Origin of the sequence: Rothia amarae, from assembly GCF_014705945.2 — a bacterium.
Taxonomy (GTDB): domain Bacteria; phylum Actinomycetota; class Actinomycetes; order Actinomycetales; family Micrococcaceae; genus Rothia; species Rothia amarae.
Window position 1 is genome coordinate 568,464 of record NZ_CP061538.1, and the last position, 24,899, is coordinate 593,362.

Annotated in this window: 21 protein-coding genes and 1 tRNA gene; 13 read left to right on the forward strand and 9 right to left on the reverse strand. The window is 51.6% G+C overall.

The genetic code is table 11. The features are described 5' to 3' along the window. Positions 1-6: 6 nt before the first annotated feature. The 3 genes from putP to gluQRS all read right to left on the reverse strand — a co-directional run bounded on the left by putP (position 7) and on the right by gluQRS (position 3,597). Positions 7-1,497 carry a sodium/proline symporter PutP gene (gene putP, locus IDM48_RS02695; RefSeq protein ID WP_190617938.1) on the reverse strand — a complete coding sequence of 497 codons (1,491 nt, stop codon included), beginning with the start codon at positions 1,495-1,497 and terminating at the stop codon, positions 7-9. Positions 1,498-1,631: 134 nt separating this feature from the next. Next, positions 1,632-2,615 carry an EamA family transporter gene (locus IDM48_RS02700; RefSeq protein ID WP_190617940.1) on the reverse strand — a complete coding sequence of 328 codons (984 nt, stop codon included), beginning with the start codon at positions 2,613-2,615 and terminating at the stop codon, positions 1,632-1,634. Further along, a complete protein-coding gene (gene gluQRS, locus IDM48_RS02705; protein WP_190618590.1) occupies positions 2,608-3,597 on the reverse strand; it encodes a tRNA glutamyl-Q(34) synthetase GluQRS in 990 nt (329 codons plus the stop codon). Before gluQRS ends, IDM48_RS02700 begins: the two co-directional genes overlap by 8 nt. Before the next feature lie 123 nt (positions 3,598-3,720). On the opposite strand from gluQRS, the gene IDM48_RS02710 reads away from it, so the two are divergent. Beyond that, positions 3,721-4,635, forward strand: a complete 915-nt coding sequence (locus tag IDM48_RS02710; RefSeq protein WP_190617941.1) for an MBL fold metallo-hydrolase — start codon at positions 3,721-3,723, stop codon at positions 4,633-4,635. 90 nt (positions 4,636-4,725) lie between these two features. Here the strand turns inward: IDM48_RS02710 and IDM48_RS02715 are convergent, their stop codons facing one another. Beyond that, positions 4,726-5,763, reverse strand: coding sequence for a phosphatase PAP2 family protein (locus IDM48_RS02715; protein ID WP_068170712.1), 1,038 nt, complete (start codon positions 5,761-5,763; stop codon positions 4,726-4,728). Between the two features lie 138 nt (positions 5,764-5,901). On the opposite strand from IDM48_RS02715, the gene IDM48_RS02720 reads away from it, so the two are divergent. The 5 genes from IDM48_RS02720 to IDM48_RS02740 all read left to right on the forward strand — a co-directional run bounded on the left by IDM48_RS02720 (position 5,902) and on the right by IDM48_RS02740 (position 11,429). Then, the gene (locus IDM48_RS02720; RefSeq protein ID WP_238398020.1) at positions 5,902-6,951 is read left to right on the forward strand and encodes an o-succinylbenzoate synthase; all 1,050 of its coding nucleotides are present in this window, start codon (positions 5,902-5,904) and stop codon (positions 6,949-6,951) included. A gap of 555 nt (positions 6,952-7,506) precedes the next feature. Next, complete coding sequence (locus IDM48_RS02725; protein ID WP_158004403.1) at positions 7,507-7,665, forward strand: hypothetical protein; 159 nt, start codon at positions 7,507-7,509, stop codon at positions 7,663-7,665. 143 nt (positions 7,666-7,808) lie between these two features. Then, positions 7,809-9,545, forward strand: a complete 1,737-nt coding sequence (menD, locus tag IDM48_RS02730; RefSeq protein WP_238398021.1) for a 2-succinyl-5-enolpyruvyl-6-hydroxy-3-cyclohexene-1-carboxylic-acid synthase — start codon at positions 7,809-7,811, stop codon at positions 9,543-9,545. 77 nt (positions 9,546-9,622) lie between these two features. Further along, complete coding sequence (locus IDM48_RS02735; RefSeq protein WP_068169172.1) at positions 9,623-10,333, forward strand: demethylmenaquinone methyltransferase; 711 nt, start codon at positions 9,623-9,625, stop codon at positions 10,331-10,333. A 25-nt stretch (positions 10,334-10,358) separates the two neighbouring features. After that, complete coding sequence (locus IDM48_RS02740; RefSeq protein WP_068169171.1) at positions 10,359-11,429, forward strand: polyprenyl synthetase family protein; 1,071 nt, start codon at positions 10,359-10,361, stop codon at positions 11,427-11,429. A gap of 107 nt (positions 11,430-11,536) precedes the next feature. Here IDM48_RS02740 and rarD read toward each other — a convergent pair whose 3' ends face one another. Beyond that, positions 11,537-12,361 (reverse strand): EamA family transporter RarD, encoded by an 825-nt coding sequence (gene rarD / locus IDM48_RS02745; protein ID WP_151145403.1) that lies wholly within the window; start codon positions 12,359-12,361, stop codon positions 11,537-11,539. A 66-nt stretch (positions 12,362-12,427) separates the two neighbouring features. After that, positions 12,428-13,789, reverse strand: a complete 1,362-nt coding sequence (locus IDM48_RS02750) for a DUF6882 domain-containing protein (protein WP_151145406.1) — start codon at positions 13,787-13,789, stop codon at positions 12,428-12,430. A gap of 293 nt (positions 13,790-14,082) precedes the next feature. On the opposite strand from IDM48_RS02750, the gene IDM48_RS02755 reads away from it, so the two are divergent. After that, positions 14,083-15,411, forward strand: a complete 1,329-nt coding sequence (locus tag IDM48_RS02755) for an SseB family protein (protein ID WP_151145409.1) — start codon at positions 14,083-14,085, stop codon at positions 15,409-15,411. A 100-nt stretch (positions 15,412-15,511) separates the two neighbouring features. Here IDM48_RS02755 and IDM48_RS02760 read toward each other — a convergent pair whose 3' ends face one another. Continuing rightward, positions 15,512-16,015 (reverse strand): Fur family transcriptional regulator, encoded by a 504-nt coding sequence (locus IDM48_RS02760; RefSeq protein ID WP_151145412.1) that lies wholly within the window; start codon positions 16,013-16,015, stop codon positions 15,512-15,514. Between the two features lie 823 nt (positions 16,016-16,838). Between IDM48_RS02760 and IDM48_RS02765 the strand changes: the two genes are divergently transcribed. After that, positions 16,839-19,055: a sigma-70 family RNA polymerase sigma factor gene (locus IDM48_RS02765; protein ID WP_151145415.1), complete on the forward strand. Its 2,217-nt coding sequence runs from the start codon at positions 16,839-16,841 to the stop codon at positions 19,053-19,055. 132 nt (positions 19,056-19,187) lie between these two features. Further along, positions 19,188-20,078, forward strand: a complete 891-nt coding sequence (gene htpX / locus IDM48_RS02770; protein WP_151145616.1) for a zinc metalloprotease HtpX — start codon at positions 19,188-19,190, stop codon at positions 20,076-20,078. A gap of 80 nt (positions 20,079-20,158) precedes the next feature. On the opposite strand, the gene IDM48_RS02775 is transcribed toward htpX, so the two are convergent. After that, positions 20,159-20,650: a YajQ family cyclic di-GMP-binding protein gene (locus IDM48_RS02775; RefSeq protein WP_068169165.1), complete on the reverse strand. Its 492-nt coding sequence runs from the start codon at positions 20,648-20,650 to the stop codon at positions 20,159-20,161. Between the two features lie 187 nt (positions 20,651-20,837). On the opposite strand from IDM48_RS02775, the gene IDM48_RS02780 reads away from it, so the two are divergent. The 3 genes from IDM48_RS02780 to trxA all read left to right on the forward strand — a co-directional run bounded on the left by IDM48_RS02780 (position 20,838) and on the right by trxA (position 21,783). After that, entirely contained in the window at positions 20,838-21,086 is a 249-nt protein-coding gene (locus IDM48_RS02780; RefSeq protein ID WP_068169163.1) for a hypothetical protein, read from the forward strand. A 111-nt stretch (positions 21,087-21,197) separates the two neighbouring features. After that, positions 21,198-21,282, forward strand: a tRNA-Tyr gene (locus tag IDM48_RS02785). 117 nt (positions 21,283-21,399) lie between these two features. Continuing rightward, positions 21,400-21,783 carry a thioredoxin gene (gene trxA / locus IDM48_RS02790; protein ID WP_068169160.1) on the forward strand — a complete coding sequence of 128 codons (384 nt, stop codon included), beginning with the start codon at positions 21,400-21,402 and terminating at the stop codon, positions 21,781-21,783. Between the two features lie 71 nt (positions 21,784-21,854). Here trxA and IDM48_RS02795 read toward each other — a convergent pair whose 3' ends face one another. Continuing rightward, positions 21,855-22,868 (reverse strand): DNA-3-methyladenine glycosylase family protein, encoded by a 1,014-nt coding sequence (locus IDM48_RS02795; RefSeq protein WP_151145419.1) that lies wholly within the window; start codon positions 22,866-22,868, stop codon positions 21,855-21,857. A gap of 110 nt (positions 22,869-22,978) precedes the next feature. Here IDM48_RS02795 and IDM48_RS02800 point away from each other — a divergent pair, with 110 nt between their 5' ends. After that, on the forward strand, positions 22,979-24,592 hold the full coding sequence (locus IDM48_RS02800; RefSeq protein WP_190617943.1) for a DUF2079 domain-containing protein: 1,614 nt from the start codon (positions 22,979-22,981) through the stop codon (positions 24,590-24,592). Positions 24,593-24,899: the final 307 nt, after the last annotated feature.

Genomic DNA, 24,899 nt, shown 5'->3' on the forward strand with positions numbered 1-24,899 from the left:
TTCTACCTACCGAGTTTTTACGGCGTGGACGGCGGCGTCGAACTCCGCTTCAATCTCGGCATTGGGTTTATAGGTCACCAAGGAAACCACGATGGAAAGAATGAAGTTCACGATAAAACCGGGAACGATTTCATACATGGTGGAGTGAAGGGATTCGATATTGCCCCAGATGAAGACGGTGAGAGTTCCAGCTACCAGACCAACGATCGCGCCCCAGTTGGTGAGCTTCTTCCAGTAGAGGGAGAGCAAAACGATGGGACCAAAAGCCGCACCAAAACCTGCCCAAGCGAAAGAAACGAGTTCGAGGATGGAGCTTTCGGGGTCGCTTGCCAGAAGTGCAGCAATGAAAGCAATAACCAGTACGCCGATACGTCCGAGCCATAGCCCCTGGGTATCACTAAGTTTTTTCGAGCTGAAGGCCCCATAGATGTCTTCTGCCAATGCTGAGGAGCAGACGACCAGTTGGGAGGAGAGGGTGGACATGATTGCTGCTAGCACCGCTGCCAGAATGAAGCCCGATATGAAGGGGTGCAAGAGCAGTTGGGAGAGATCAAGGAAGACCGATTCAGCGTTCTTAGTATCGGTCAGCGTTGCTTCGGGGTGACGGGCGAAGAAAGCAATGCCAATGAGACCTGCAGAGCAAGCACCGATAACCGTCAGTACCATCCAGCTGATGCCAATGCGACGGGCGGTATTGGCGTCGGATACAGAGCGGAGCGCCATAAAGCGGGTAATGATGTGAGGCTGACCGAAATATCCCAAGCCCCATGCGGCGGTGGAAATAATGCCTAGGAAGGTGGTTCCTGTAAACAGGGAGAGAGCGTTGGGGTTGACTTCGCGGATAGTATCTACGGCACCAGTGGGTCCGCCCACATAGAAGAGCGCCATGATGGGCAGAATGATAAGAGCCGCCAACATGAGAAATCCCTGCACCATATCGGTGTAAGAAGCTCCGAGGAATCCGCCGAAAACGGTGTAGAGCAAGGTGACGCCCGCGATGAGCAACATACCCCAGATGTAAGGAAGACCGAACGTTGACTGGAAAAAGACGCCGCCGGCTACCATGCCCGAGGAGGCGTAGAAGGTGAAGAAAACTAGGGTAATCAGTGATGTGAGGATACGCAGAATCTTGGTGTTATCCCGTAGGCGGTTGTGAAAGAAGACGGGAACGGTAGACGAGTTGTGGGAGATTTCCGTGTAGCTACGCAAACGGGGTGCCACAATTTTCCAGTTGGTCCATGCGCCGATGGTCAGGCCAATTGCCATCCATCCTTCGGCTAAACCGGTGATGTAGAGCGCACCGGGCAAACCCATGAGGAGCCAGCCGGACATATCTGCGGCACCGGCTGAAAGCGCTGCGGTAGTGGGGGAGAGCGAACGCCCGCCCAGGATGTAGTCGTCGAGATTATTATTCTTGGTCTTAGCCCAGAGGCCAATGGCAATCATTGCCAGGAAGTAGATAGCGAGAGCGGCTATCTGAAAAGCTTGGTCGCTCAAAAGAACCCCTTATAGCGATATAGCGGAAGGAAATGTGATGTTCGTAATAATAGCTGTTGAGCTAAGTTACAATCAAAATTCTGATGAACGGCTCGAAAACTATTTGCATAAGAATAACTTATGCAAACAGTTAACTATTTCTTGATGTCAGGGGGAGAGATTTGAGGAAACTGCCCCGTTTTAGTGGAGACGATGGCATCTAGCATCGCAGTGTTCGTATTGAGTTTGATTGCAGACCGGTTGGTTTGCCAGACCAGGACGGCGCCTGAGACAGCAATGAGCAAAATACCCAGGTAAGACCAGAGCGGCAAGACTTCTCCGAGAAGAATCAGCCCAATCAGCGCACCGTTGACCGGATCTAGGCTAAAGAGCACTCCAATGACTGCCGCTGACGTGAGGCGACCGGCAAGCGCATCGGCTGAGTAAGCAAAGGCAATGCCTAAAAGTCCCCCGGCAAATACTCGCATCCAGGCGTCGGTGTCTAAATGCGGAATGGCAGGTATGGAAAAAGGGGCAAAAATAAGGGACGCGCAGCAGATGGAGAGCGTGAGACCTTTGAGCCCTGCAACGGCGGGGGAACCATTGCCCATGCGTGCAGAGAGAAGGGTGTAGCCTGCCATGGACACTGCGCTGAGCGCTGCATAGAGATAGCCCACGGCATGTGATAGCTCAAAAGTGGGTCCGGCAATAAGAATGACTCCTACCAGGGCGCCGATGGAGAGCAAGCCATCGCGTAATCGTCGAACACCCAAGAGGGATACTCCGAAGGCACCCAGATATTCAATGGTGACGACAATTCCCAGCGGCAGATATTTAATAGCCTGAAAGTAGCCGGTGGTCATCAGACAGACAACTACCGAGTAAATCAGTACCTGGGGCCAGTCCGTTTTTTTGAGCGCTAGAGGGTTGGGGTGTACCAGCAATGCAAGGATGAGGGCTGCAGCCCCCATGCGTAATCCGGCAACGGACAGGGGGGAAAAATCGGTGTAAAGGTGGGACAGCAATGCGGTGGAGCTTTGAATGGCTAAAGATCCCAGAACTACTAGGATAAATGCCGCAGTACCTCGATGATGAGCCGGGATGGTCTGTGCGAAACTCGCAATGCTGAACTTAGCCACCTATAGTTACTCCTTTCAAAATTTCATCCTGAACAGTCCAGGGGGTATTGCTGGGCTGTGAATCTTGATAGACATCGAGCATTTCTGCCGCCGATGAGGGAAAACGCGCTGTGCCGTCGCTTTCGATGTTTTTTAGGGGAAATGAAGCAGCAATCAGTGCGAGAACTTCAGCATCTTTTACTCCCCGGTCTCGTATCTCAGCAAGGGTGACCGCTCCATCACGTTTAGCGAGCCGGTCCCCTTTTCCATTCAGAGCCAAAGGCACATGACGGTACCTGGGGGCAGGAAAACCTAAGAGATTAGCCAAGTATGCTTGGCGCGGCGTAGAAGACAAAAGGTCGTCTCCGCGAACTATCTGGGTAACACCTTGATATCGGTCATCAAGTACTGAAGCCAGATTGTACGCTGCCGTCCCATCATTTCTCAGCAATACAAAATCATCGACGTCCGAAGTAAATTCACCGGCGATATCATCCACCACAGTAAATTCGCGCATCTGCGCTCTCAAACGTATCGCACCGGGGCGGTCTTGACGACGCCGCGAACGCTCGTCCTCACTGAGATTACGGCAGGTGCCAGGATACGCCCCGGGCGCCGCATGAGGAGCACTGGTTGCCGACTGAATTTCTTTGCGCGTGCAAAAACACTCGTAGGTAAGCCCTTGAGCGGTTAGCTCCTTAACCACCTGTTGATAAGCAGCAATGCGAGTGCTTTGGTACAGCACCTCGCCGTCCCAATCAATTCCCAACGCCTGCAAATCTGCTAGCTGACGCTCGGCGGCTCCCTTTTTCACCCGATCTAAATCTTCCACCCGCATGACGAACTTTCCTTCTGAACTGCGAGCCTCTAGCCACGCCCACAACGCCGTGCGCAAATTACCCAGGTGTAAATCCCCCGAAGGCGAGGGAGCATAGCGACCAACGACCGGCGCATCGGAGGGAAACTGGTGGGCAACACTGGAAGAAATAATCACTCTTTCCATGGTAGGGGACGGCGGCAAAAACGTCAGATGAACGGCGAAAATACGGTGTGAAACGTAACGCAACACTCTCTCAATACTTGAAATATAGGGTGGAATGGCTGAACTTCCAGTACCTTTATATATATGGCACGAACAATCGAAATTTCAGACGGCGTCTATCTGATTAGTACGGATAACTATCGTTTGAATACTGGGCTTATTGTGGGCGCAGACAAAGCTATGGTCGTAGACACCGGCGCCGGTCCTAGACAGGGCGCTGAAGTTCTACGCGCCGTTCGTCGAATTACCGAGCTTCCTCTGACTGTAGTTACTACTCACGCTCACTTTGACCGCTTTATGGGTCATGCTGTCTTTGAAGCAGACGGCACCACCGAATTCTGGGCACACCCTCGCGCCGCTCGAGCTATTGAGCTTTATGGCGATCAGCAACGTTCGTATGTGGAAGTTCTTGAACCTGAGATGGCTCATGCTCAGGGTCCTAACACCCACCTCGTCATTCCGCACCGTTTACTTCCGGGAGACGGCACCCGCGCGTCGTTTACTCGCGTTGAGCTGGGGGAGCGGGCAGTGACCTTGTTCTACCTCGGTCTTGCTCACACAGACTCTGATGTATTGGTGGGAGTCGACGATGTTCTATTCTGCGGTGATTTAGTGGAACAGGGTTCCGATCCCGCATTTGATGATTCTTACCCCGAATCATGGGTCTCTACTTTGCACGATTTGGCAGGTCTTGATCGCTATCGTGTTTTTGTACCGGGTCATGGTGTGCCGGTAGAGCGTAGTTTCATTACCCGCATGGCAGATACGATGCAAGAAGCCATTGATATTATTAAAGCCTCCACTCGTACAGGAAACGTCAAACCAGCAACTGCTGCCATGTACAAACTGCCCTACACCGGTGGCTCTACCCGTATTCTTCTAGACCGCTTGGAATGGCTAGAAAAACAGGAGAAAGAAGGGCAAGGGCTCTCCACTGCACAATTCGATGAGGCACCTACGGGCCTTACCGGGCCAATTACTATTGGGCGCGCGCTCTAAAATATAAAACAGGTATATACAGGAAGCGGTAGATAGCGTTGAGTTATCTACCGCTTCCTGTTTTTAATAATCTGAAACTTTGATGTTCTTCTAGTAGGTCCAAATTTTGGTGTAGGCGGAACGCTGTTTGTTGCGCGCTCGCAGGAGACCGATTTGGAGCGAGGTTGTGAAGGCGAGAACTGCGAGAATCATGCAGATAGCTGCCATCAGCGCGCCTCCGGGGATGGGGTCATAGAAGGTGACTAAGTAAAGGGCTAAGGAGCAGAATCCCAGGAAGAAGCCGCTAATGCTCAGAAGCGGAATCAAGATGAGTCCTGTGCGCTGCGTATTGCTGAGATCGAGTTCTTCAGATCGTAGAAAGCGTAGGATTGTCAGCCCAATAACTGTCCAGATGGAAGTCAGAATGATGGCTGTTATGACGTCGGCTGGGCGGTGCCATCCGTTGATGATGGTGGAAAAACCCGCGGCGAAAGAGATGACTGCTCCGAGGAGCGCGACGGCGGGGCGCAACTTCTTGGGTGAGGCGATAAAGAGAGCTGCTGCGGCTGCTGCAGCAAAAGTAGTGTGCCCTGAAGGTGCCGAGTTGAGCGCTGCTTCTTGGATTCCAAAATTTGGTTTAGAAATAACAAGGTTTTTGAGGACCTGTGCCGAAATGTTCGCGCAGAGGGCAACGCCTAGACCAACGAGTGCAGGTACAAAGCGGTGTTTCCACAGGAGAACAAAGATAATTCCTACCACTGCCAGCACCCCGGCGATCGCTGGAATCAAATCAAGTAATTGCAGGGTCTGGTTTTGTAAGCCTAGGAACTGGTATGAGAATTCGTTGAAAGAAATCTCATCGAGCTGCTGACCGACGGGTATTTGGATGTAGAAACCGACTGCCACCAGCAACATGAAACTGAGCAAGAAGATAGCAAAAATATGTTGCATGAGAGCCCAGAAAGTGGGGCGGGTTCTGCGAATGTTCTTAGGGGAGAGCTGACCTAGGGGGGAGGGGCGTTCCCCGTTTTCAGGTTCCACTACTGAAACCGGAGCATGGGTACTGTTCTCGATAGTTGTACTCTTCCAGGCGTTTGCCGGTGATGTGGAGAGCTGATTGTTCGGCTGTTCGCCGGTTCGATGAATCATGGAACGTCTGAACTGCCTTTCTATCTCGAGCGCAACATTGAAACACGAATTCCTCTGCACAGATATTTTGGCAGAAAGTCTTGTGCGTTTGCTGAGAGAAATCAGTGTAACCACAGATTTTCTGAGTTTTTGAGGGAGATGAGTACATTGGAAGCTATGAAGACTTCAATTCCTCCCTTCTTCGATGGTCAACAGCTTCCTTCCCTTCAAGAGGTCCTGGAGAACGTGAGAATTTGCTCGATACCTATGAACGTCAAGTTCCGTGGCGTTCAGGTGAGAGAAACGGCTCTTTTTCACGGGCCTGCCGGGTGGGGAGAATTTGCTCCCTTCCTCGAATACTCTGTTGAAGAATCTGCGGCGTGGCTCGCCAGCGCTGTGGAGAGTGCCTGGCTGGGTTTTCCAGAGGCCGTCCGAACGGAAATTCCTCTCAATTCAACCGTCCCAGCAGTCGAGGCCGCACAGGTTCCTGACATTTTGGGGCGCTATAAGGGCGAGATTCGTGAGGTGAAAGTTAAAGTCGCGGAAACGGGGCAGAGTCTGCAGGACGACGTCGCGAGGCTGCGCGCAGTGGCTCAACACCTGCCAGCCGCCCGTCTGAAGGTGGACGCCAACGGAGGGTGGAGCGAAGATCAGGCAGTAACTGCTTTGAGCGCTATGGAGGAATTTGACCTCCTCTACGCGGAGCAGCCGGTCGAATCTGTTCAGGGGTTGGCCCGGGTGCGAGAACGGTTACATGAGAAGAAAATATTTGTACCCATCGCCGCCGATGAATCTGTCCGCAAGGCTGAGGACCCCTTGGAGGTGGCCCGTTTGGGGGCAGCTGACGTCATTATTATCAAAGCGGCTCCTTTAGGTGGGGTTCGCCGGGCGCTTGCGGTAGTAGAGCGATCAGGCTTACCTGCGGTTGTTTCCTCGGCTTTAGAGAGCTCGGTGGGGATTCGGACGGGCGCGGCATTGGCGGCGTCTTTACCAGAACTGCCCTTTGGGTGCGGCCTGGGCACGGTGACGTTGATGACTCAGGACACAGTGGAGCACTCGTTGGTTGCGGAGAACGGTGTATTGAAAGTGCGCCCGGTGGTTCCCGATGAAAAACTTCTGCAAATTTTGGCGGTTTCCGCTGAAAAGAATGAATGGTGGCGGCAGAGAATTACTGACTGTTACCGCTATTTAGTGGATAGCCAGAATTGAGGCGAGATTTACCACCTATTCATCCGTGTTCTACTTCCTGGTTAACCGGCGCGTGCAGAGTAAGTGTTGTCAAGGTCTTGGGCCTATACGGTGAACCACGAAGGAAATAAAAGTGCAATTTTCAAAATATTTTTTCAAGAAAACCGCGAACTCCTGGCAGCGCGTAATCCGTCAGATGTTTCTTACTCCGTCGCTTAGTCCTCAAGAGCGTTGGGATTGCTATTACGAGTACCGCTGAGGTCCGGACGGGCAGTGAGAAACCTATCATGCCCAATTAGACCCAGCTTATTTGTATATATAAATAATTTGATTACATTTTGGGGATTGGATTAGGGGTCGAATCGCAAAATTGGTCTGCAATTTGTTGGGTTTGTCCCCTAAAATTTCTTTGCAAGGTAAGAATAAAAATAGCCTTGTCCCCTACTTGTGGGACGAGTTTTCTTAAGATAAGTTACTCTTGAATCACAGCAAAAGAGCTTTACTTGTAAAGTTTATATAAATCCGTTTTTATCCCCTTGCCGCTCCCCGGCGGCATCCCCCACATGAACAGAGGTTATGATGTTCTTCCTACAATCAGCAGCTAAGGCAAGCAAAGTTCAGACTGTTTCTGACAAGGTCGTCAAAAACTTCAAGCAGATTTTCTTGACCCCCGATCTCACCGCTGAAGAGCGTTGGGACATGTACTACGACTACTCTGCTGTTACCGGTAAATAGTCCCCTCATCACTTCTTCAAAGTAGTCACTCCACCACTTGAGAAGCGGATTTGTTGGCGCCCCCGAGCGTTCGTAAAACTCGGGGGCTTTTTTATTTAACTACGGTGTCCGATGCAATAAAGGGTACTGTATAGACTGGGAAGGTGAGCAATACTTCTTTCCCTGATTCTTTGATGATGGCTGTTTCAGTCCTCGATTCGTTGGTGCGAGCAGGCCTGGAGCATGTGGTGATTTCCCCGGGCTCCCGCAGTGCTCCTCTGGCATACGCGCTGGCAGCGTTAGATGCCCATGGTGTGGTATCTAGCCATGTTCGTATCGACGAACGCAGCGCGAGCTTTCTCGCATTAGGTCTAGCGAAAAAATCAGCCACTCCGGTGGGCATCGTTACCACCAGCGGAACCGCAGTGGGGGAGCTCATGCCCGCCGTCATGGAGGCATACCATTCGGGCATTCCGCTCGTCGTTCTGAGTGCCGACCGTCCTCCACGACTACGGGGTAGTGGCGCCAACCAAACCACTACTCAACCGGGAATATTTGGCACCTTTGTGCGTGCAGAAGTTGATCTGACCGACTATCCCCACGATGAATCCGGAGCGCAAACGGTAGCTCTTGCCCACGCGCTGTCGGTAGCATTTGGCAAAGATGGTCAGTGGCGCGATAACACCTCAACCCCTCGTGGACCGGTGCACCTCAATTTAGCTTTCGATACTCCGCTCACACCCCCGGCAAAGTTGGGGAAAATCCTTACCCAATGGGCTCGTTCGCTCAAAGACGACGTCGCCTCAGATTCTCATCCAATGAGCCATGCCTCTGCTTTGCAAGTACAGGTACTAGAAGATATTCCAGATGTTTCCACCGGTTATAAAACTGTGGTCATTGCAGGGGATTCTGCAGGTCAGATAGCCCAAGACTTTGCAGAGTCCTTAGCTCTTCCGCTTTTTGCTGAGCCTTCAGCGGGTCTTACTGGGGCGCAGAATGCGGTCTTGTCCTATCGGGCTCTGCAGGGCAGTGAACTCTGGAAGAGTATTGAACGAGTGGTGCTTTTTGGCCACCCCACCCTATCTCGACCGATTACCGCTTTACTTGAGCATCCTTCGCTGGAAAAAGCCGTATATACCCCAGCAGCGCCGTCGTGGTTTGAGCCGGGGCAAAGGGCTGAGAAACCTATCAGCGACCTGAGGGAACTTGCGCAATTTGCCGGCTCTACGCAGGATCTGACGGTCCAAGGCGGTGAGAGTTGGCTCAACGCTTGGCAAAATGCTGGACGCGCTGTCCATGAAGATTTGATGGATGAAGTCCGCAGGTACCGAACCACCGGTAAGAATAACGGTCGGGCAGCTGGAATGTCGCTTGCTTTATCCTCGTGGGAAGCTGCGGCGAATAACGGTGAAGTGCTGCTCTGTGGCTCTTCGAATTTGATTCGGGACTTGGATATCATCGCCCCTTGGAACACTGCTAGATCTGCTGGGCAACCTGTGCCACAGGTCTTTGCGTCCCGAGGTCTAGCAGGAATCGACGGGACACTTTCTGTGGGTGCTGGCATATCGCTTGCCTCAGCGCTGAACGGAGAGCCAGCCCAATCGGTTCGAATTCTGTGTGGCGACATCACCTTTTTGCACGACGCCTCGTCGATGAACATTGGTCCCTTAGAGAAAAAACCCCACCTCACCGTGGACGTACTCGACGACAACGGCGGAGGGATATTCGCAACTCTCGAACACGGCCAATTAGGAAAACACCCCGATTTCTCAGCGACAGTTGAACGATTCTTCACTACCCCGCATGCAGTCAACCTGCAGGATGTGGCACACGCCTTTGGAGAACACAACGGGATTACCGTGAATATTCACCGTGTTTCCTCGCAAGAGGGCGGAAAATAGGCGAAGGTCATGCAATTCATGAGGCAGAAATGCGAACCCGCCGTGAGCTTTGCAGATAAACGTGAAACAATAGCAAAGTGAATCGTGCAGACCTCAATAAAAAAACTTCTGATATCGCCTCTATGTTTGATCAGGTAGCGGAACGCTATGACCTGATGAACGGTCTGATGTCCGGCGGGCAACACCTGCGGTGGCGCCGTCATACCGTTAAAGCGGTTGAAGCATCGGCAGGGCAGCGAATTCTGGATATTGCCGCCGGCACCGGTACCTCGTCAGTTCCTTTTGCGGACGCCGGGGCAGACGTCGTGGCTGCAGACCTTTCCGAGGGCATGTTGGCTGTTGGACGCCGCCGTCGCCCCGACATTACCTTTGTGCAGGCGGACGTCACCAATCTTCCTTTCGAAGATAACGAGTTTGACGCGGTCACCATGTCTTACGGTTTGCGTAACGTGGCAGATTATCCGAAGGCGTTGCGCGAGTTGTACCGCGTGACCAAGCCTGGCGGACGCATCGTAGTGTTGGAATTCTCCACGCCGACGATTAAAGCCTTCCGCCCCTTGTATAAGAATTACATTCTGAAGGCTATTCCTCCGGTAGCGCGTGCTGCGTCGTCAAACCCTGAGTCTTATGAATACTTAGCGGAATCAATTATGACCTGGCCTTCTCAGGACCAGTTGGCTCAGAGCTTTAGCGAAGCCGGCTGGCAGGACATTCAGTACCGCAACCTCACCGGCGGAATCGTGGCAATCCACCGCGGTTTCAAGCCTTCAGCCCTCAGCAATTATTAAGCACGAGAAGAAAAGAAACCCCATCGTGACTGATACCCAGCACCCCTCAGAGTCCGGTTCAGCAACTGAGCTCTATGGCGATTTTGACTTCAGGCTTCCTCGAGGTTTTGAAGTTATTGCGCAAGACACAAAGCTCGGCCCACAGATTCTTGAGTCATTGGCAGAGATTGAGAACCGCCTCGAACAGGCAGTCGCACAAACCTCTCGCATCGCTGATGTTGCTTCTCGCCACCTCCTCAACGCTGGCGGTAAGCGCGTTCGCCCCTTGCTGACTCTGTTGGCAGCGGCTGCAGGCGGTGAAATCTCGGATGAGGTGCTGGATGCCGCTGTGGTCGTGGAATTGACCCATCTCGCTACGCTTTACCATGATGATGTCATGGACGATGCTCCCAAGCGTCGAGGCGTCGATACCGCCCAGCATATCTGGGGCAACTCGGTAGCTATCCTTACCGGCGATCTTATTTTTGCCCGCGCATCAGGAATAGTTGCCGATTTGGGTCAGCGTGCGATGACCATCCAGGCGACGACCTTTGAACGCTTAGTACTGGGGCAGTTGTTTGAAACAACCGGGCCCGATACCGATGAAGAAATTTTGAGTCACTACATCAAGGTGATTGAGGGGAAGACCGGTTCTCTGATTGCTGCTGCTGGTCTTTATGGCTCGTCGCTTTCTGGTGCTCCTGAGTCTGTTGTGCAGATGCTCGGCCGCTATGGTGAACTCGTGGGGGTTGCATTCCAGCTTGCTGATGACGTCATTGACGTCACCGGCGAAGGAAAGGTTTCCGGTAAGACGCCCGGCACCGATTTGCGCGAAGGCATCCCGACTCTCCCTACGATTTTGTTGGATCGGCAGGCCGCGGCGGGCGACGTCGAAGCACTTCGAATCCAGGGAATTATTCGGGGTGACCTTTCTACCGATGAGGCATTGGAGGAAGCTGTATCAGCCCTGTCTGCGCACGCAGTAACGCAACAGTCCTGGGATATTGCCTATCAGTGGGCCGACGACGCTATTGCGGCTATTGAGCCGCTGCCAGAGTCCACCGCTAAAGAGGCACTCAAATCGTTCGCTCACGCTGTAGTACACCGTGAAGCGTAGACTTTTCTTTCTTCCATCGCGAGATGGTTCTGCACTCTAAGAAGGGGTCACACCGTTGTTCGGTGTGACCCCTTCTTTATTTATTTCTGAGGAGGGGTTGGCTGAGGCTAGCAATGATCTGAGCGATCCGCCCGGTCGATGTCAATTATTCCCAGGGAACCGGTAGCAGCGACGTCCTGAATTTTTTCTGCCCGGCGTGTGACTCGCGACGAGTTGACGGCATCAAATGTGAAGAGAATGCACGCAATCCAAACTGCGATATAACCTGCCCATTCCATGGGCGCCAAACGTTCATCAAAGATAAAGAGAGCAATCAGAAACTGAATGGTGGGGTTAATATACTGCACCATCCCTACCACGCTCAGGGGTAGCTTGGACGCGGCGTCAGCAAAGAGAAGTAGCGGAACTGCGGTGACGATACCCGAAGCCGCCAGAATCCAGAAATGGGCTGCCCCGGTAGAAAAAAGCGTCATACTTCCTCGAAAAGCTAGAAACGCCATGCACGCTGCTGCCAGAGGAGCAAGTAACGCTGACTCCACCGCAAATGAATGAAGTGGGGTAGCTCGTTTTCCCACTTTGCTTTTGACCAGCCCATACAGACCAAATGTGGTGGCAAGACCTAACCCAATCCAGGGAACATGTCCGTAAAGGACGCTCATGGCAATCACCCCAGAGGCGGCTATACCTACTGCAGTCCATTGCATGAAGCGGAGCCGCTCGCCTAAAAAGATAACTCCCAGTAGAACCGATACTAAGGGATTCATAAAGTAACCTAGCGAGGCGTCCAGAGTATGCCCGCTAGTGGTTGCCAGTACGTAGAGCAACCAGTTGCACCCAATCAAAAGGGAGGCAATAGTGAGCGCAAAGATTGAAGGGTAACCCGTTGCCAACAGACCTGCGGAATTTTTATCAGCAGCAACCCGTTGCGTCATCTATTTTCCTTTTACTTAGACAGAAAAGTCCCGGTTCGTGTAGAACCGGGACTTCTCATGGTGTTCTTACAGACCAAAGAAACGGGAGAAAAAGCCCTTCTTTTCCTTTTCTTCCTTGACAGGCTTTTCAGTGTCTGCCTCGGCGCGTTCAGCTTCAAGGTCAGGAGCTGAACCGGCTACTCGGAAGGGTGAAGGACGGCGGCGCTCGGTTTCGAGCTCCTCTTCCACGTCTTCCTGGGCAAGCTTTTCAGCTTCTTCATAGCGCTGTTCAGCAGCGGTCTCTGATTCTGCTGAGGAGTCGTAGCGATCTTCGCTTTCCTTAGATTCTGAGACAAGTTCTTCTTCTGAAAGTCCAGAAGTAGTAACACGACCTGGTTCGGCGTTTTCGCTGGGGTCCTGGTCGTAGGGCTGCTCGGCATGGGGGTAGACGCGATCGGTAGTGGTGACACCTTCGACATCTTCTACAGTCTCGGTCTCGGGCTGAGGAGTAGCGACGGTAGAGGGGAGTTCTTCCTTCTTCTCATTTTCTTGTTCACGAGCTTCAGCTTCCAGACGGGCTACTTCTTGTGCTTTGGCCTGTGCCTGAGCTTCTGCCTCTGCACGTTCGCGTACTTCTGCATCGTGAGCAGCCTCACGAGCGGTAATTTGCTGTGCAGCTTCAGCGGCAGCGATGCGCTCAATTTCCTGGCGCTCCGCAGTCATTTTTTCGCGCAGTTGCGCCGCGTGCTGTGCACAGCGGTTGAGTTCGTGGGAATCAACGCTGGGCTCTGCGCCTTCGATGCCGGAAATCTTGCCGTTGTCGAACCACAGACGCAGCGCACCGTCGGTTGCAGTGATGACGGCAGTTGCCTCAGTGTCCCAGGCAATGTGAGCACCGCGCAGACGGGCGTATGAATCTACGGCACGTTGCTGGTTGACAATGGTGTTGTTTTTGAGGGATTCAGCCATTACTCGACCCATACGGTTTACCGTAGGAGCTTCGAGTTCTAGCGCCTCCCCATCTACCAAAATCCATGCCCGCACTCCGGCGCCAGCGGTGACGGGGTAGTGCGCGTACAAACCGGTGACAGCTTTGGAGGCAAGAGTCAGACGGCGAGCTAGACCATCGGAGAGAACTAGTTCGTCGGTGGTGAGCTCAGAGATACCGTGTTGTGCGCCAGCTTCACGAGCCTGAATTGCCGCTGAAACTACGGTATCGGGGAAATGTCCAAGTTCCTGCCAGGACCAGATCCAGGATCCGCGGTTCTCAGACTCAGTACCCAAAAGATAAGGGGTCAGAGTCACGGAGCTATCAGACTGAAGGGTGAAAGACGGGGCAGCGAAATCAACGGTCCACTCTGAGCCGCTGCTAATTTCAGCCAGACGCGCCTGGTATTCAGTGGAGATAAAGATTGATTCGTCAATCAAATCCTGCAGTGTTTTAGTCATGTTATTAAGGCTAGCAACCAAAACTGCATTTCAGCGGGTCATTTCGCTGAAAAGGGAGAGCGAAAACAGACCAATCTTGAATAGGGCTGGTACAGTGCGAAACCCAACCAGCCTTCTAAGTAGGGGGCATCCTGTAGCCTTAAGTGCTGGCTGAAATTCGAAAGAGTCATACTTAAGTTGAGTGATGGTAGGCCTCATTTTGAAGTAATTCTTGGGATAATACTTCAGTATCAAGAGTCAGGGAACATCACAGCACTCAGGGACACCGCTTGCACTCGGCCAGAAAGAACAAGATGAATCACAAACCTCGTTATCAAGCTTCCGAACGACCAGCCATGATTGAAGAGGCTCTCGTTCAGATTGGAAGCTGGCTTCTGAGCACCGTTAAAGCTGAGCCAGGTTGGAATGAGCTGGTCTTAGATATCAAGCCGTTGTCTGAGCAAATCTTTGTACGCATTACGGAATCTCGTGATGATCAAGATTTTGTAGGCAGCATTGGGCCGCTGAAAAAAGAATCTCCTGTGATTCCTGAGATCGAAAAATTGCAGCATGGTGCCTACGACGAGCGTGAAGGCACCTGGTTTACTGCAACCGTTGTCGTCACAGCAAAGAACTGGCCTGAGCCTGAATATGAAATTGGGGCGGCCTACAACCGTCAAGATGAACCCCAGGACTGGGAGGGCGAAGGACGTCTGACCGCTCGTGAGCTGCGTGCGCATTTAGCTGATTTCCCCCGCGAAGAGAACCAGATTCCTGAGTGGGGCCGCCAACGTTTGAATGGACGTCGGTTGGCTGAGGTCTCTGAGACCTCTTCGCCTTCTGCAGCGCCTGAGTTTGAGATTCCCAATTCTTATCTTTCTACGGCGTTGGCACGTACCGAAGGCATCCGAAACGACGCGAATGTCATCAGCGTTCTGCGGGCTTCTTTGGGCGGAGAAGTTCTCCTCGATATTTCTGACTCTGATTTTGTTCCGTTGGGAAATCAGAAGATGGGGCCGCAGTCTACTATCCGCTACCGCGTTCTGCGTTTGAACAATGGTCTGCGCGCACTGTGCCTGTACTCCAGCTCTCAGTATGTGTTTGAGGAACACAAACGTCATAATGCAGAGTCCGAACCTGTTATCTTGCGCGACCATGCTGGAAAAGTTTTCCGGGAGTTTTTGGCGGATGAAACCTGCGATGTCATTGTGATCGATCCAGGTGCTCCCCATGAGTGTTTTATCGAAAAACCGCAGGTGGGCTGGGTGCTACAGACCCCTCATAATGATGCAACCAAGAATGCTTTGATGAGCGGTAATATGCAGATTCTTCTGGCATCGCTTGTTGCTCCAGGTGCTGTGTTGCTGATGGGTGTACATCCCGGAGGGGATTCACCTGTGTTTGTTCCAGTGCCTGCAGATCAAGAGCCCGATACTATGTTGGTCTTTACTTCCGCGGCTGAAATCGCAGCTTTGGATCCGTCTCTAGAGGTTCGTTCTGCGCCTGCGTTAGATGTTCTTAAGTTTGCAGATCAACTGGGTGTGAGCGCGGTTCGTATCAACGCTTTGAATCCTTCAGCGACCTTGCCCATGAAGCAGATTCGTGAACTGATTTCGATTGTGGAGTCGGCAGCCGCAGCATAAGGATAGAGCCTGCACATAATTCAGGGATGAAGCGTCAGTAAGAGAAAAGAGGGTAGCGCTAGGAATTCCTAGCGCTACCCTCTTTTGTTTGCAATGTTCTTTAGGAGTGGTGGAGCTGCTGAGCTTGACGTTGCTGCTGCTCGGCAATTTCTGCCTCGGAATCTGTTTGGCAACGGACACAGATTCCTTGATAGAGCACATCCGCTGAAATGAGAGCCATCCCGTGGTAGTCGCTGGGGGTGAGGCAAGGCGCTGCTCCCACCGCACAGTCGACGTCCTCTACTTTCCCGCATCTGATGCAGAAAGCATGGTGGTGGTTATCTCCCGTGCGGGTTTCGTAGAGAGCGGGAGTCCCTGGGGGTTCAAAACGCTGGAGCATGCCGATTTCTACTAAATCGGCGAGAACAACATAGACCGACTGAACCGTAATGGTGGGAATTTCTTGGCGTACACCCTGCACAATTTCTTCGGCAGTTGCATGCGGGTGGTTTTGAACCGCGTTAAGAACTGCAAGACGTTGTTTGGTGACTCGCCGACCCTTAGCTCGCAATGTAGTGGTCCATGCTTCAGCCAGTATCTCAGGTGTGAGCATGAGTGATTTCATCGCATAGTCTTTCTCGGTCGGGTTAGTAGTAAGAAAATAGTCTATTGTGAATAATTCAGAATAACAACTTTGATAGCAGGCTGGCCCTTTGCGAGAGGTGGCTTGCGAGCGAAAAATAAAATTTCTTCAAACTTAATTTTTCAGTATTTGCCCTAGTCAGGAGGCAATTCTGCTAAATTTTTAAAAAGTTTTGAAAATTTCTCAGATTTTCGCGTCATGATTTGTGCGTAATTCGCTCTTAACTAGTGACGGCGTAAAAACCGGGCTTCGCGCCAACGATTTGATGTATGTGCCATTTTCGAGAAAAGATCTCGTCGCACCGGTGGTAACAATCAAGTCTTCGCCACCCACGCCCCCGCGAAGGTGAAGAACGCGAAGGTAAGGCTCCTCATTTAGGGAACAGGAGCCACAAGAAAATAGGGAATGCAAGATCGGAAAAGAAGCACTTGGGTGCTCATAGGGAACCGAAATTGCTCATTACACCTTTCGGCCAGAGTTGACTCGCAATCAACTTCTTCGGTTGAAAAGGGAAGAATCCAGCTCAATGGAGAGATGGAAGGCAATGTACCTTCGGGTGCATTGCCCCGATCAGAGCCCGCGCTTTAGGGAGCGCGGGCTCTTTCTTGTTTGCACAGTTAATACTTAAGTCGGGTTCTAGTTTTTTCCTCTTCAGGTATATTTAGAAATGTGTCCTCTAAAATGTTGCACAGTCTCTGGGCTGATATCTAAAGATGTAGCGACAAGTTGGGGAAATAGAGGGCTCGCACACTTTGACAATCTGAATCGATTCTTTGAAGAATCACCACGGCACAGGACTTAAGAAATGCAAACGCAACATACGCTCGCCGCGTCAGGAAAAACTGATGAGGCGCTGCTACTGGCGGTTCTCGAGGGCAAACTTGAAGCTTATGGAGAACTCTATGAGCGCTATTACCCTATGGCTCGTGCTATTGCGTTTAAACACACTTCTGATGTTAACCGTGTTGATGACATTGTCTCTGAATCTTTTGCCCGCATCCTTCAAGCACTCAAAAACGGTAAAGGTCCCCACTCCTATATGGGCGGCTACCTCTCTACCACCATCGCGCATCTAGCGGGGGAATACGGACTGCTGACGAAGAAGGAAGTCCCCAGCGAGCAAGAACATATTGAGGCAATGGGGACCCTTGACGAAACCGTGGTACAACTTCACGAATCTGATGAAGTAATTTCCGCGTTCACTTCTTTGCCTGAACGATGGCAAACCGTGCTGTGGATGAGCGAGATTGAAGCAAAGAAACCACGTGAAATTGCCGCGGCAATGGACCTCACCCCCAATGCTGTGTCAGCCCTTGCGATTCGCGCTAAAGAAAGCCTTAAAGAAGGTTTTCTTCGTGCCCACCAGAATGCCCCTGCGACGGCGGACTGTAACCGATTTTCTTCTCATATCAGCCCCTATGTGCGTGGATCGCTCAGTCAGAAACGTTCAGACGCTCTGCGCTCACACATGGAAACGTGCAATTACTGCACCTCCGAATATCTTTCTCTAGTCGGTATTAATAAGTCCATGCGTAGCTGGGTCTTCCCAGTTTTGGCTGGACTTTCTATCTGGACGACGGACGGCTCTGCGCTGATTGCGCCTGTTGCGGCGGCGTCGGTGGGAGGCACTCAGAGCGGTTCAAACGCAACAACCTCTTCTGCAGAAAATGCATCTGCTTCCTCTGCATTTGCTACCGGTTCTAATTTCTCTCTTCTTTCTCCGAGGAGCTGGGGCACGCCCAGCCAAATCCTTGCGGGTGCCGCAACTTTAACTGCGGCAGTAGTTGCAGTGGTGGGCGGTGTGGCGATGAGCGAACCAGCGCATCAAGATGCTCAGCAAATTACTGCAGAAGGGTTTTCTACCAAGATTCCAGATCAGAAAACTCAGCAGACACCTAGCCAGAAGAAAACTGAAAAGCCTTTGCCGCTGGGGCGTCAGTTTGAATCGAATCCCTTTAGTGGCTTCTCTTCTGATGAATCCATACGCAGCAGTGATGTTCCTGTTTTGGAATCCCTGGCTCAGGGACTTTCGCAAGGGAGCGGCGAAGATCTTTCTGCTTTACCTACCTTGGTAACTGCATCTGCAAACGAACATGTACTGAAAGCCGTTGAATCGGCGTTGCTCGCATCAGAAGACGAACAGAACGCTCTTAGTAGTCTTGCTCAGGCAACAAATAATGAGAGTTTAGTTGCGATTTCATCCCAGTCTCCATCTTCGGAGGGAAGATCTGCTGCGAATGATTCGTCCATGGCTGATGAGGGTGCGGTAACTTCAGCCGCAGGAACAGCAACTGGTTCATCCGGTGAGGCGCTCGCAGATAACCCTGGTCACGAAACTGCTCCTCGCATCGTTACCGAAGAAGCTGCCCCAGTCGCTGAAGCTCAGAATCCTCCTGAAGCTGAGGCTAAAGTTGCAGCTCCTGTAGACACAGTGCCTGCCGAGGCTGCGCCTCCAGCCCCTGTTACCCAAGCACCTGCAGAAAAGGCAGACCCCGTTGTCGCGCCAGTGGATCCCATCACACCTGCGGATCGAGCAATGCCTACTGATCCTACCGAGCCGGTTACACCTACTGATCCTACCGAGCCGGTTACACCTACTGATCCTACCGAGCCAGTTACGCCAACTGATCCTACCGAGCCGGTTACACCTACTGATCCTACCGAGCCGGTTACACCTACTGATCCTACCGAGCCAGTTACGCCAACTGACCCCACCGAGCCGGTTACACCTACTGAACCCGAGAACCCCGTTATCCCGGTTATCCCTGATAACCCAGGTGAAGTTCCCCAATGGTATAGCGGGGCAGATTTCAAAGCGTGGTCCCAGGCAGTTCCTTGGCACGATTTCGATCAGAAAAACGTTGCAACCAATAAGCGGTGTCTGATTCGATACCAGGATCATGGTCACACACATGTGATGTATCGGTATATTCCTGAGAAGGCCCTCAACTCTATATACACAACGTATGTGTTGACAGCGATCTATGGAGTGGACCATATCAGCTACATTCAGTGCCGATAAGACATAAAGCGAGAGACAGGATAATCCTGTCTCTCGCTTCGTTTTGAGCAAACATGATGTTTTTTTCAATCATTATCGATACTCTGTAATAAACCGAGGCTGAAACGTGGAGAAAGAGAGCCTAAAATGAATATGCACAATCATCAGAATGGTTTGAAGACCACTTTGCTATTAGGCGGAATGGTTGGAGTTCTGCTTCTTATCGGCGCGGTGCTCGCCGGTCTGACGCGGAGCAGCTTGTTTATCTATCTCTTTGCCCTCATCAGCGTAGGTATGGTGGCATATTCCTATTGGAATTCCGATAAAATCGCTATTCGCTCTATGAATGCTTACCCTGTCACCAGGGAGCAGGTTCCGGGACTTTATCAAATTGTTGAGGAGCTTTCTGCTAAAGCCAACCAGCCCATGCCACGGTTGTATGTAGCTCCGTCCTTGACTCCTAACGCTTTTGCAACCGGCCGTAATCCTCAAAATGCGGCTGTCTGCGCTACCGAAGGAATCTTGCAACTCTTAGATGAGCGCGAAATGCGCGGGGTTCTGGGGCACGAGCTGATGCACGTGTATAACCGCGATATTCTTACAAGTTCAGTTGCTTCAGCAATTGCAGCTGTCATTACGTCGATTGCTCAGGTGCTGGGATTCGCCGGTCTCTTTGGTGGTAATAATCGAGAGGGCGGTGGAGGCAACGTTCTGGTAGCCATATTGATGTCCTTCTTGGCACCAATTGCAACGGGAATAATTCAAATGGCAATTAGTCGAACCCGGGAATACGATGCAGATCAGGACGGCGCTGAGTTGACGGGGGACCCGTTGGCATTGGCATCGGCATTGCACAAATTGCAGAACGGAAATAGCCGTTACCCTTTGCCTGCTAACGATCAAAAAGTAGTCTCTACCGCCGCTATGATGATTGCCAACCCATTCCGTGGTCGGGACATGCAAAAGTTGATGTCCACTCACCCTCCGATGGAGGATCGTATCGCCCGTCTAGAGAACCAAGCTCGGGCAATGGGGCAGCTGTAAAATTAAAGATTCACCGCTTTTGAACTAAAGAAGGACGACGCCGGAGGCGCCGTCCTTCTTTATGAACCGTAAAGTGGTGCTTAGCGGTAGTTGACGAATTGGAGGTCAACGTCAAGTTCTGAGCTCTTCAAGAGCGCGATGACGTCCTGGAGGTCGTCACGCGATTTGGAAGATACTCGTAGTTCGTCTCCCTGGATGGTTGCTTTGACGCCTTTGGGTCCTTCATCGCGAATCAGTTTAGTGATTTTCTTTGCCTGATCCTGAGCGATACCTTCTTTGATGGAGCACTCAATGCGAGTTTCCTTGCCGGAGGGGTAAGGGTCACCCGCCTCCAATGACTTCAAAGAAATACCACGCTTGACGAGCTTGGACTGGAAAACATCCAGGACAGCTTGAGCGCGCTCTTCTGCATTGGCTTTAATCATAATTTTTTCACCGGAGAAGTCGATGGATGCGCCCACTCCGCGAAAGTCGTAACGCTGCTCTACTTCTTTGGAAGCCTGATTCAAAGCGTTTGATACTTCTTGCTTGTCTACTTTTGAAACAACATCAAATGATGATTCGCTAGCCATGTTTCTCCTCAGATGGTGGTGGTAAGGGAAAATCTCTTGCGCTCTTGTAGAAGAGCTATGTACCTACTAAATTACAGGTTTCCGTGGATGTAGCCTAGCGGGCGCAGAAAATGGGTGGGGAAAAATTGTTATAAAGATGTGACCGATTTCTCAGCTAGAGTTCATCTTTGAGTTGAAGACTTAAAGCATGAGTAATAAAAATCGCAGTCTGCAAGCAACATCGCTGAGAGACGCGGAGCTGGAGATTTCTCGTTTAGGAGAGAGTCTCGAGGATCCGATGGCACGAGAGCGTTTCGTTGGAGTCCAACGGGATATTTTGCATGAAGTAAAAAGCGGTTTGTGCACTGCGGAGCAGGCCATCGTTTATGCGCAAAATTTTGTCACATGGCTGGGCGAAGAGCAGATGGTGAGATCGCAAAATTTGGTAGTGACCTAAGCAGGAGGGGTTGTATTAGTCACAATCCTCGCATTCGATTTTGGTTTTTGGAAAATGTTCGGTAGTGTTATCTCGTTCGCTCATGCGAATAGAGTACCAGTTTTTGGTCTCGGCAGATTACCCGAGCGGCCAAAGGGGGCTGACTGTAAATCAGCTGGCACTGCCTACGGGGGTTCGAATCCCTCATCTGCCACCAATGAGTCTCGATCTGAAAACAGATCGAGACTTTTTGTTTTAAGTTCGAGAGTTATTTGGCTTCATCGTGAGCATAAATGAGTTGGAACTTGAAGCTGTGCCAGGTAGGGTTTGAGGTATGTCTACACAAGAAATTACTCAAGAAAATTTGAATCAAACAGTCCAAGACAGCGACATCATGTTCTTGGATTTCTGGGCTGACTGGTGCGGTCCTTGCAAGCAGTTCTCACCTGTATATGAAGAAGCATCGGAGAAGCATCAAGACATCACTTTTGGAAAGGTTGATACTGAAGATCAGCAGGAGCTCGCTGCTGCTGCAGGTATTACCTCGATTCCTACTTTGATGGCATTCCGCGAGGGCATTCTTGTTTTCTCGCAGCCCGGTGCATTGAACAGCTCGCAGTTCGAGCAGGTTATTTCTGCAGTTCGTGAATTGGATATGGACGAAGTGCGCAAGCAAGTTGAAGAAGCGCAGAAAGAAGAAGGTAACCAGCAGGCATAGTTTGCTGAGAGGTTAGTTCCTGAAAATATGTTGAAGTATCGGAGGTAGCGTATGCTGCCTCCGATACTTTATTAATGGCTGCGGTGGTCTTGGGGGCTGTAACGGGGTGCTCGTCGAGGTTCTTGAATGCCTGCAACTTTGATGAGAGCTACTACTCGATTTCTATTGCCACTAAAAGGTGCTAGCAGCCTGACCATTTGTTCGTCGGTAGCGCGTTGACCTTCAAATACCCAACCTACGTGGTGGGCTAAATGGAAATCTCCCACGCTAATTGCGTCGGGGTGGCCGTGAGTTCGTTGCAGTACCTCCGCGATGGTCCAGGGGCCAATGCCTCGGATGCTGGAAAGAGCAACAGAAAGTTGATCGGCAGTCGCTTTCTGAGCAAGTCGCTCGATGCTTTCAGCCCGTTGGGCAAAAGAGACGATGGTATCGGCGCGTGCGCGATCGTAACCGGCCCTGTGCCATATCCACGAAGGAAGAGACGCCAAAGTTTGAGGTGAGGGAAAGAAAAGCATTCCCCGGGGCTGGTCGGGTAGTCCTGTTTGGGGTGCTGCAGACGCCGTTTGCCGAAGGATGGCGCGTAGTCCGCCCATAGCTTCGATGCCGGTGACCCGTTGTTCTGTAATAGAAGCAACGGTGTTTTTGAAGATCTCGCCGGTAGCGCCCAGTCGTACTCCGGGATGCTCTTGGTGGGCACGAATAAGCGTTTCAGGGAGCGCATTCCATTGAGGGGATTTTTGAAATTCTCTCCAGTTATCTTCGGTGCCTACCCAGCGGGGGAGTTGCGCCAGTAAATTTTCGATATCCTCTGGTGATTGGGGTGTACGAGGTGCCCATAACCGAATATGGATGGGAGCCAGATATTTTTCTCTCAAACTGCGAGCTGTACCTTTTTCTTGGTGAAAGCGCAGGAGTATATCGGTTTGTCCGGATCGGGTGGTGGCCCAATACGTCGTTGCTCCGGTTCGGTCTGGTCTGGTTCCTGCCTGAGCGAGAGGATCTGAAATTCCTCGACGCCACGGTGCGACGACGCTTGCCAAACTGATGGGAAACGGAGGCGTAATAGAAACAGAAACAGAGTACACACCTTTATTTTCGCATGTGAGTACCTGCAAGGTAGCGTAGGGATAGAAATTGACTCACGGTTGTAGCGAACAGTGTAATTCTGAAGTACTAGATGAATGAGAGGTTGGAGATGGGCGTTTTTTTCAAGCGAGATAGCGCAGAGGTATCGTCGCGTCTCTCCCCATCTCAACGCCAAAATTCGCCTGGCTCTCGCCTGTTAGCTTTCGTCCTAGCGCTAGCCTTTTTCGCTCTCTATAGCGTGTATTCATTTTTTCAGTACCGCCACTTTGTGACTCCTTCGTGGGATTTAGGGATATTTACTCAGCTTGCCCAAAACTATGCCCGTGCTCAGGCGCCGATTGTGCCGATTAAAGGTCATGGTTTCAATCTTTGGGGAGATCACTTTCACCCTATTTTGGTGCTTCTCACTCCGTTCTATTATTTTTTTCCTAGTCCGCAGACTCTGCTTTATGTGCAGAATGGGCTAATCGCGGTAGCTGTATTTTTGCTGTGCCGGTTTGCTCAGCAAGGTTGTGGAAAACTGTCTGCTTTCCTTCTGGCGATTGCTTTTGGGCTCAGCTTCGGCATCCAGCAGGCGGTGTCTGTTCAATTTCACGAAGTCGCTTTTGCGCTACCCTTTTTCGTACTTTCTTTGGGAAATTTGGTGTTGGCAGCTCGGGAACCAGAGCGAGCTCCGCGTATACGCCGTGCTCTGCTATGGGCTTTGCCGCTTGTTTTTGTCAAAGAAGACATGGGAATTACCGTGGCGATGATAGGGATTGTGGCATTGTTGCGCACCGGATGGCTCCGGGGAGGATGGGACAATCTGTTCCCTCATGCCGCAGCCCGATCTGATGATGCGCAGCCGGTGGAGCCGTTCAGCCGCCGTTTTCAAAAAGTGGCATCTTCTGCCATTACTTCACCGGCTGTTCTTGAGTCTTTTCTCACTGTCGTATGGGGAATTAGCTGGTCGGCAGCCGCGGTTGCACTCATTCTTCCCTTTTTTAACACTGCCGGTCAGTTCGATTACGCAGATAAGGTAGATTTTGCCGCCGCCCTCGGGGACCCGCTGCAAGCCTTTGCAACCCTGTTCTACCCATGGACAAAGACTTTCTCTTTGCTACTGCTTCTTGCTGTCGGTGTACTTCTCTGGGTGCTATCCCCGTTGGCGATTATCGCCTTGCCCACTCTTTGCTGGCGACTTCTCTCACCGAATGAGGGCTACTGGGAATCAACGTGGCACTATTCTTTGGTTCTCATGCCAATCGTTACGATGGCGCTTGTGGATGTCCTTGCAACCCCTCCTGCTTTTTTGAGCCGGATGGGGCGAGGAGTTTCTCTGCCAATCTTTCGACGCACGGTAGCAGCTGCCGCATGCGGAGTTGCGCTCGTCCTTCTGCCTTTCCAGCCCCTCAAAGAGCTGGCAAACCCCCGGTTTGCTACTACAGAACTATCTGCAGTTGATCAGGCAAAACAGCAGGCAGTGAATGCCGTACCTCAGGGGGTCACCGTTGCTTCGGACCTTTCGATCCTCACATACCTGGTGCCTGACCGAACCGTCTACTGGATTGGGCATGAGGGTAAACCAGCTCCTGACTACGTCGTTATTGATTCCATGGGGGCTGCATGGGGCAATAATTCACCGCAGAATCCCGCGGGCTATGCCAGTGAAAGATTCAATGCAACCTACTTCACCGTTAGAACCTTCGGCACAATATCCGTTATGAAGCGTACGGACCTTTAGTCGCTTGCCCTCATTGTAGGTTGTGTCACCAGCGACCCCATTAACGTCAAACGTACTGTAAGGTAGGGAAAGTACATTACCGGTTTCCCTAGACACCGATGGTTGCGCCGACCGACTGAAAACAGGCGCTGAAATCAGTTTCCTTTTGAAGTCAGATACTTCAGAAGACGAAGAGAATAGCTCGCTCAAAGAGCGCAAACCTTTTACCGCTTACAGAATTCTTTCCTAAGATGAGTGTGAGTATTTTGCACCGCGGTGCAGATGAGGTGGCGCCCACCGAAGATGGCCCACCCACCTTGAGGCGAGC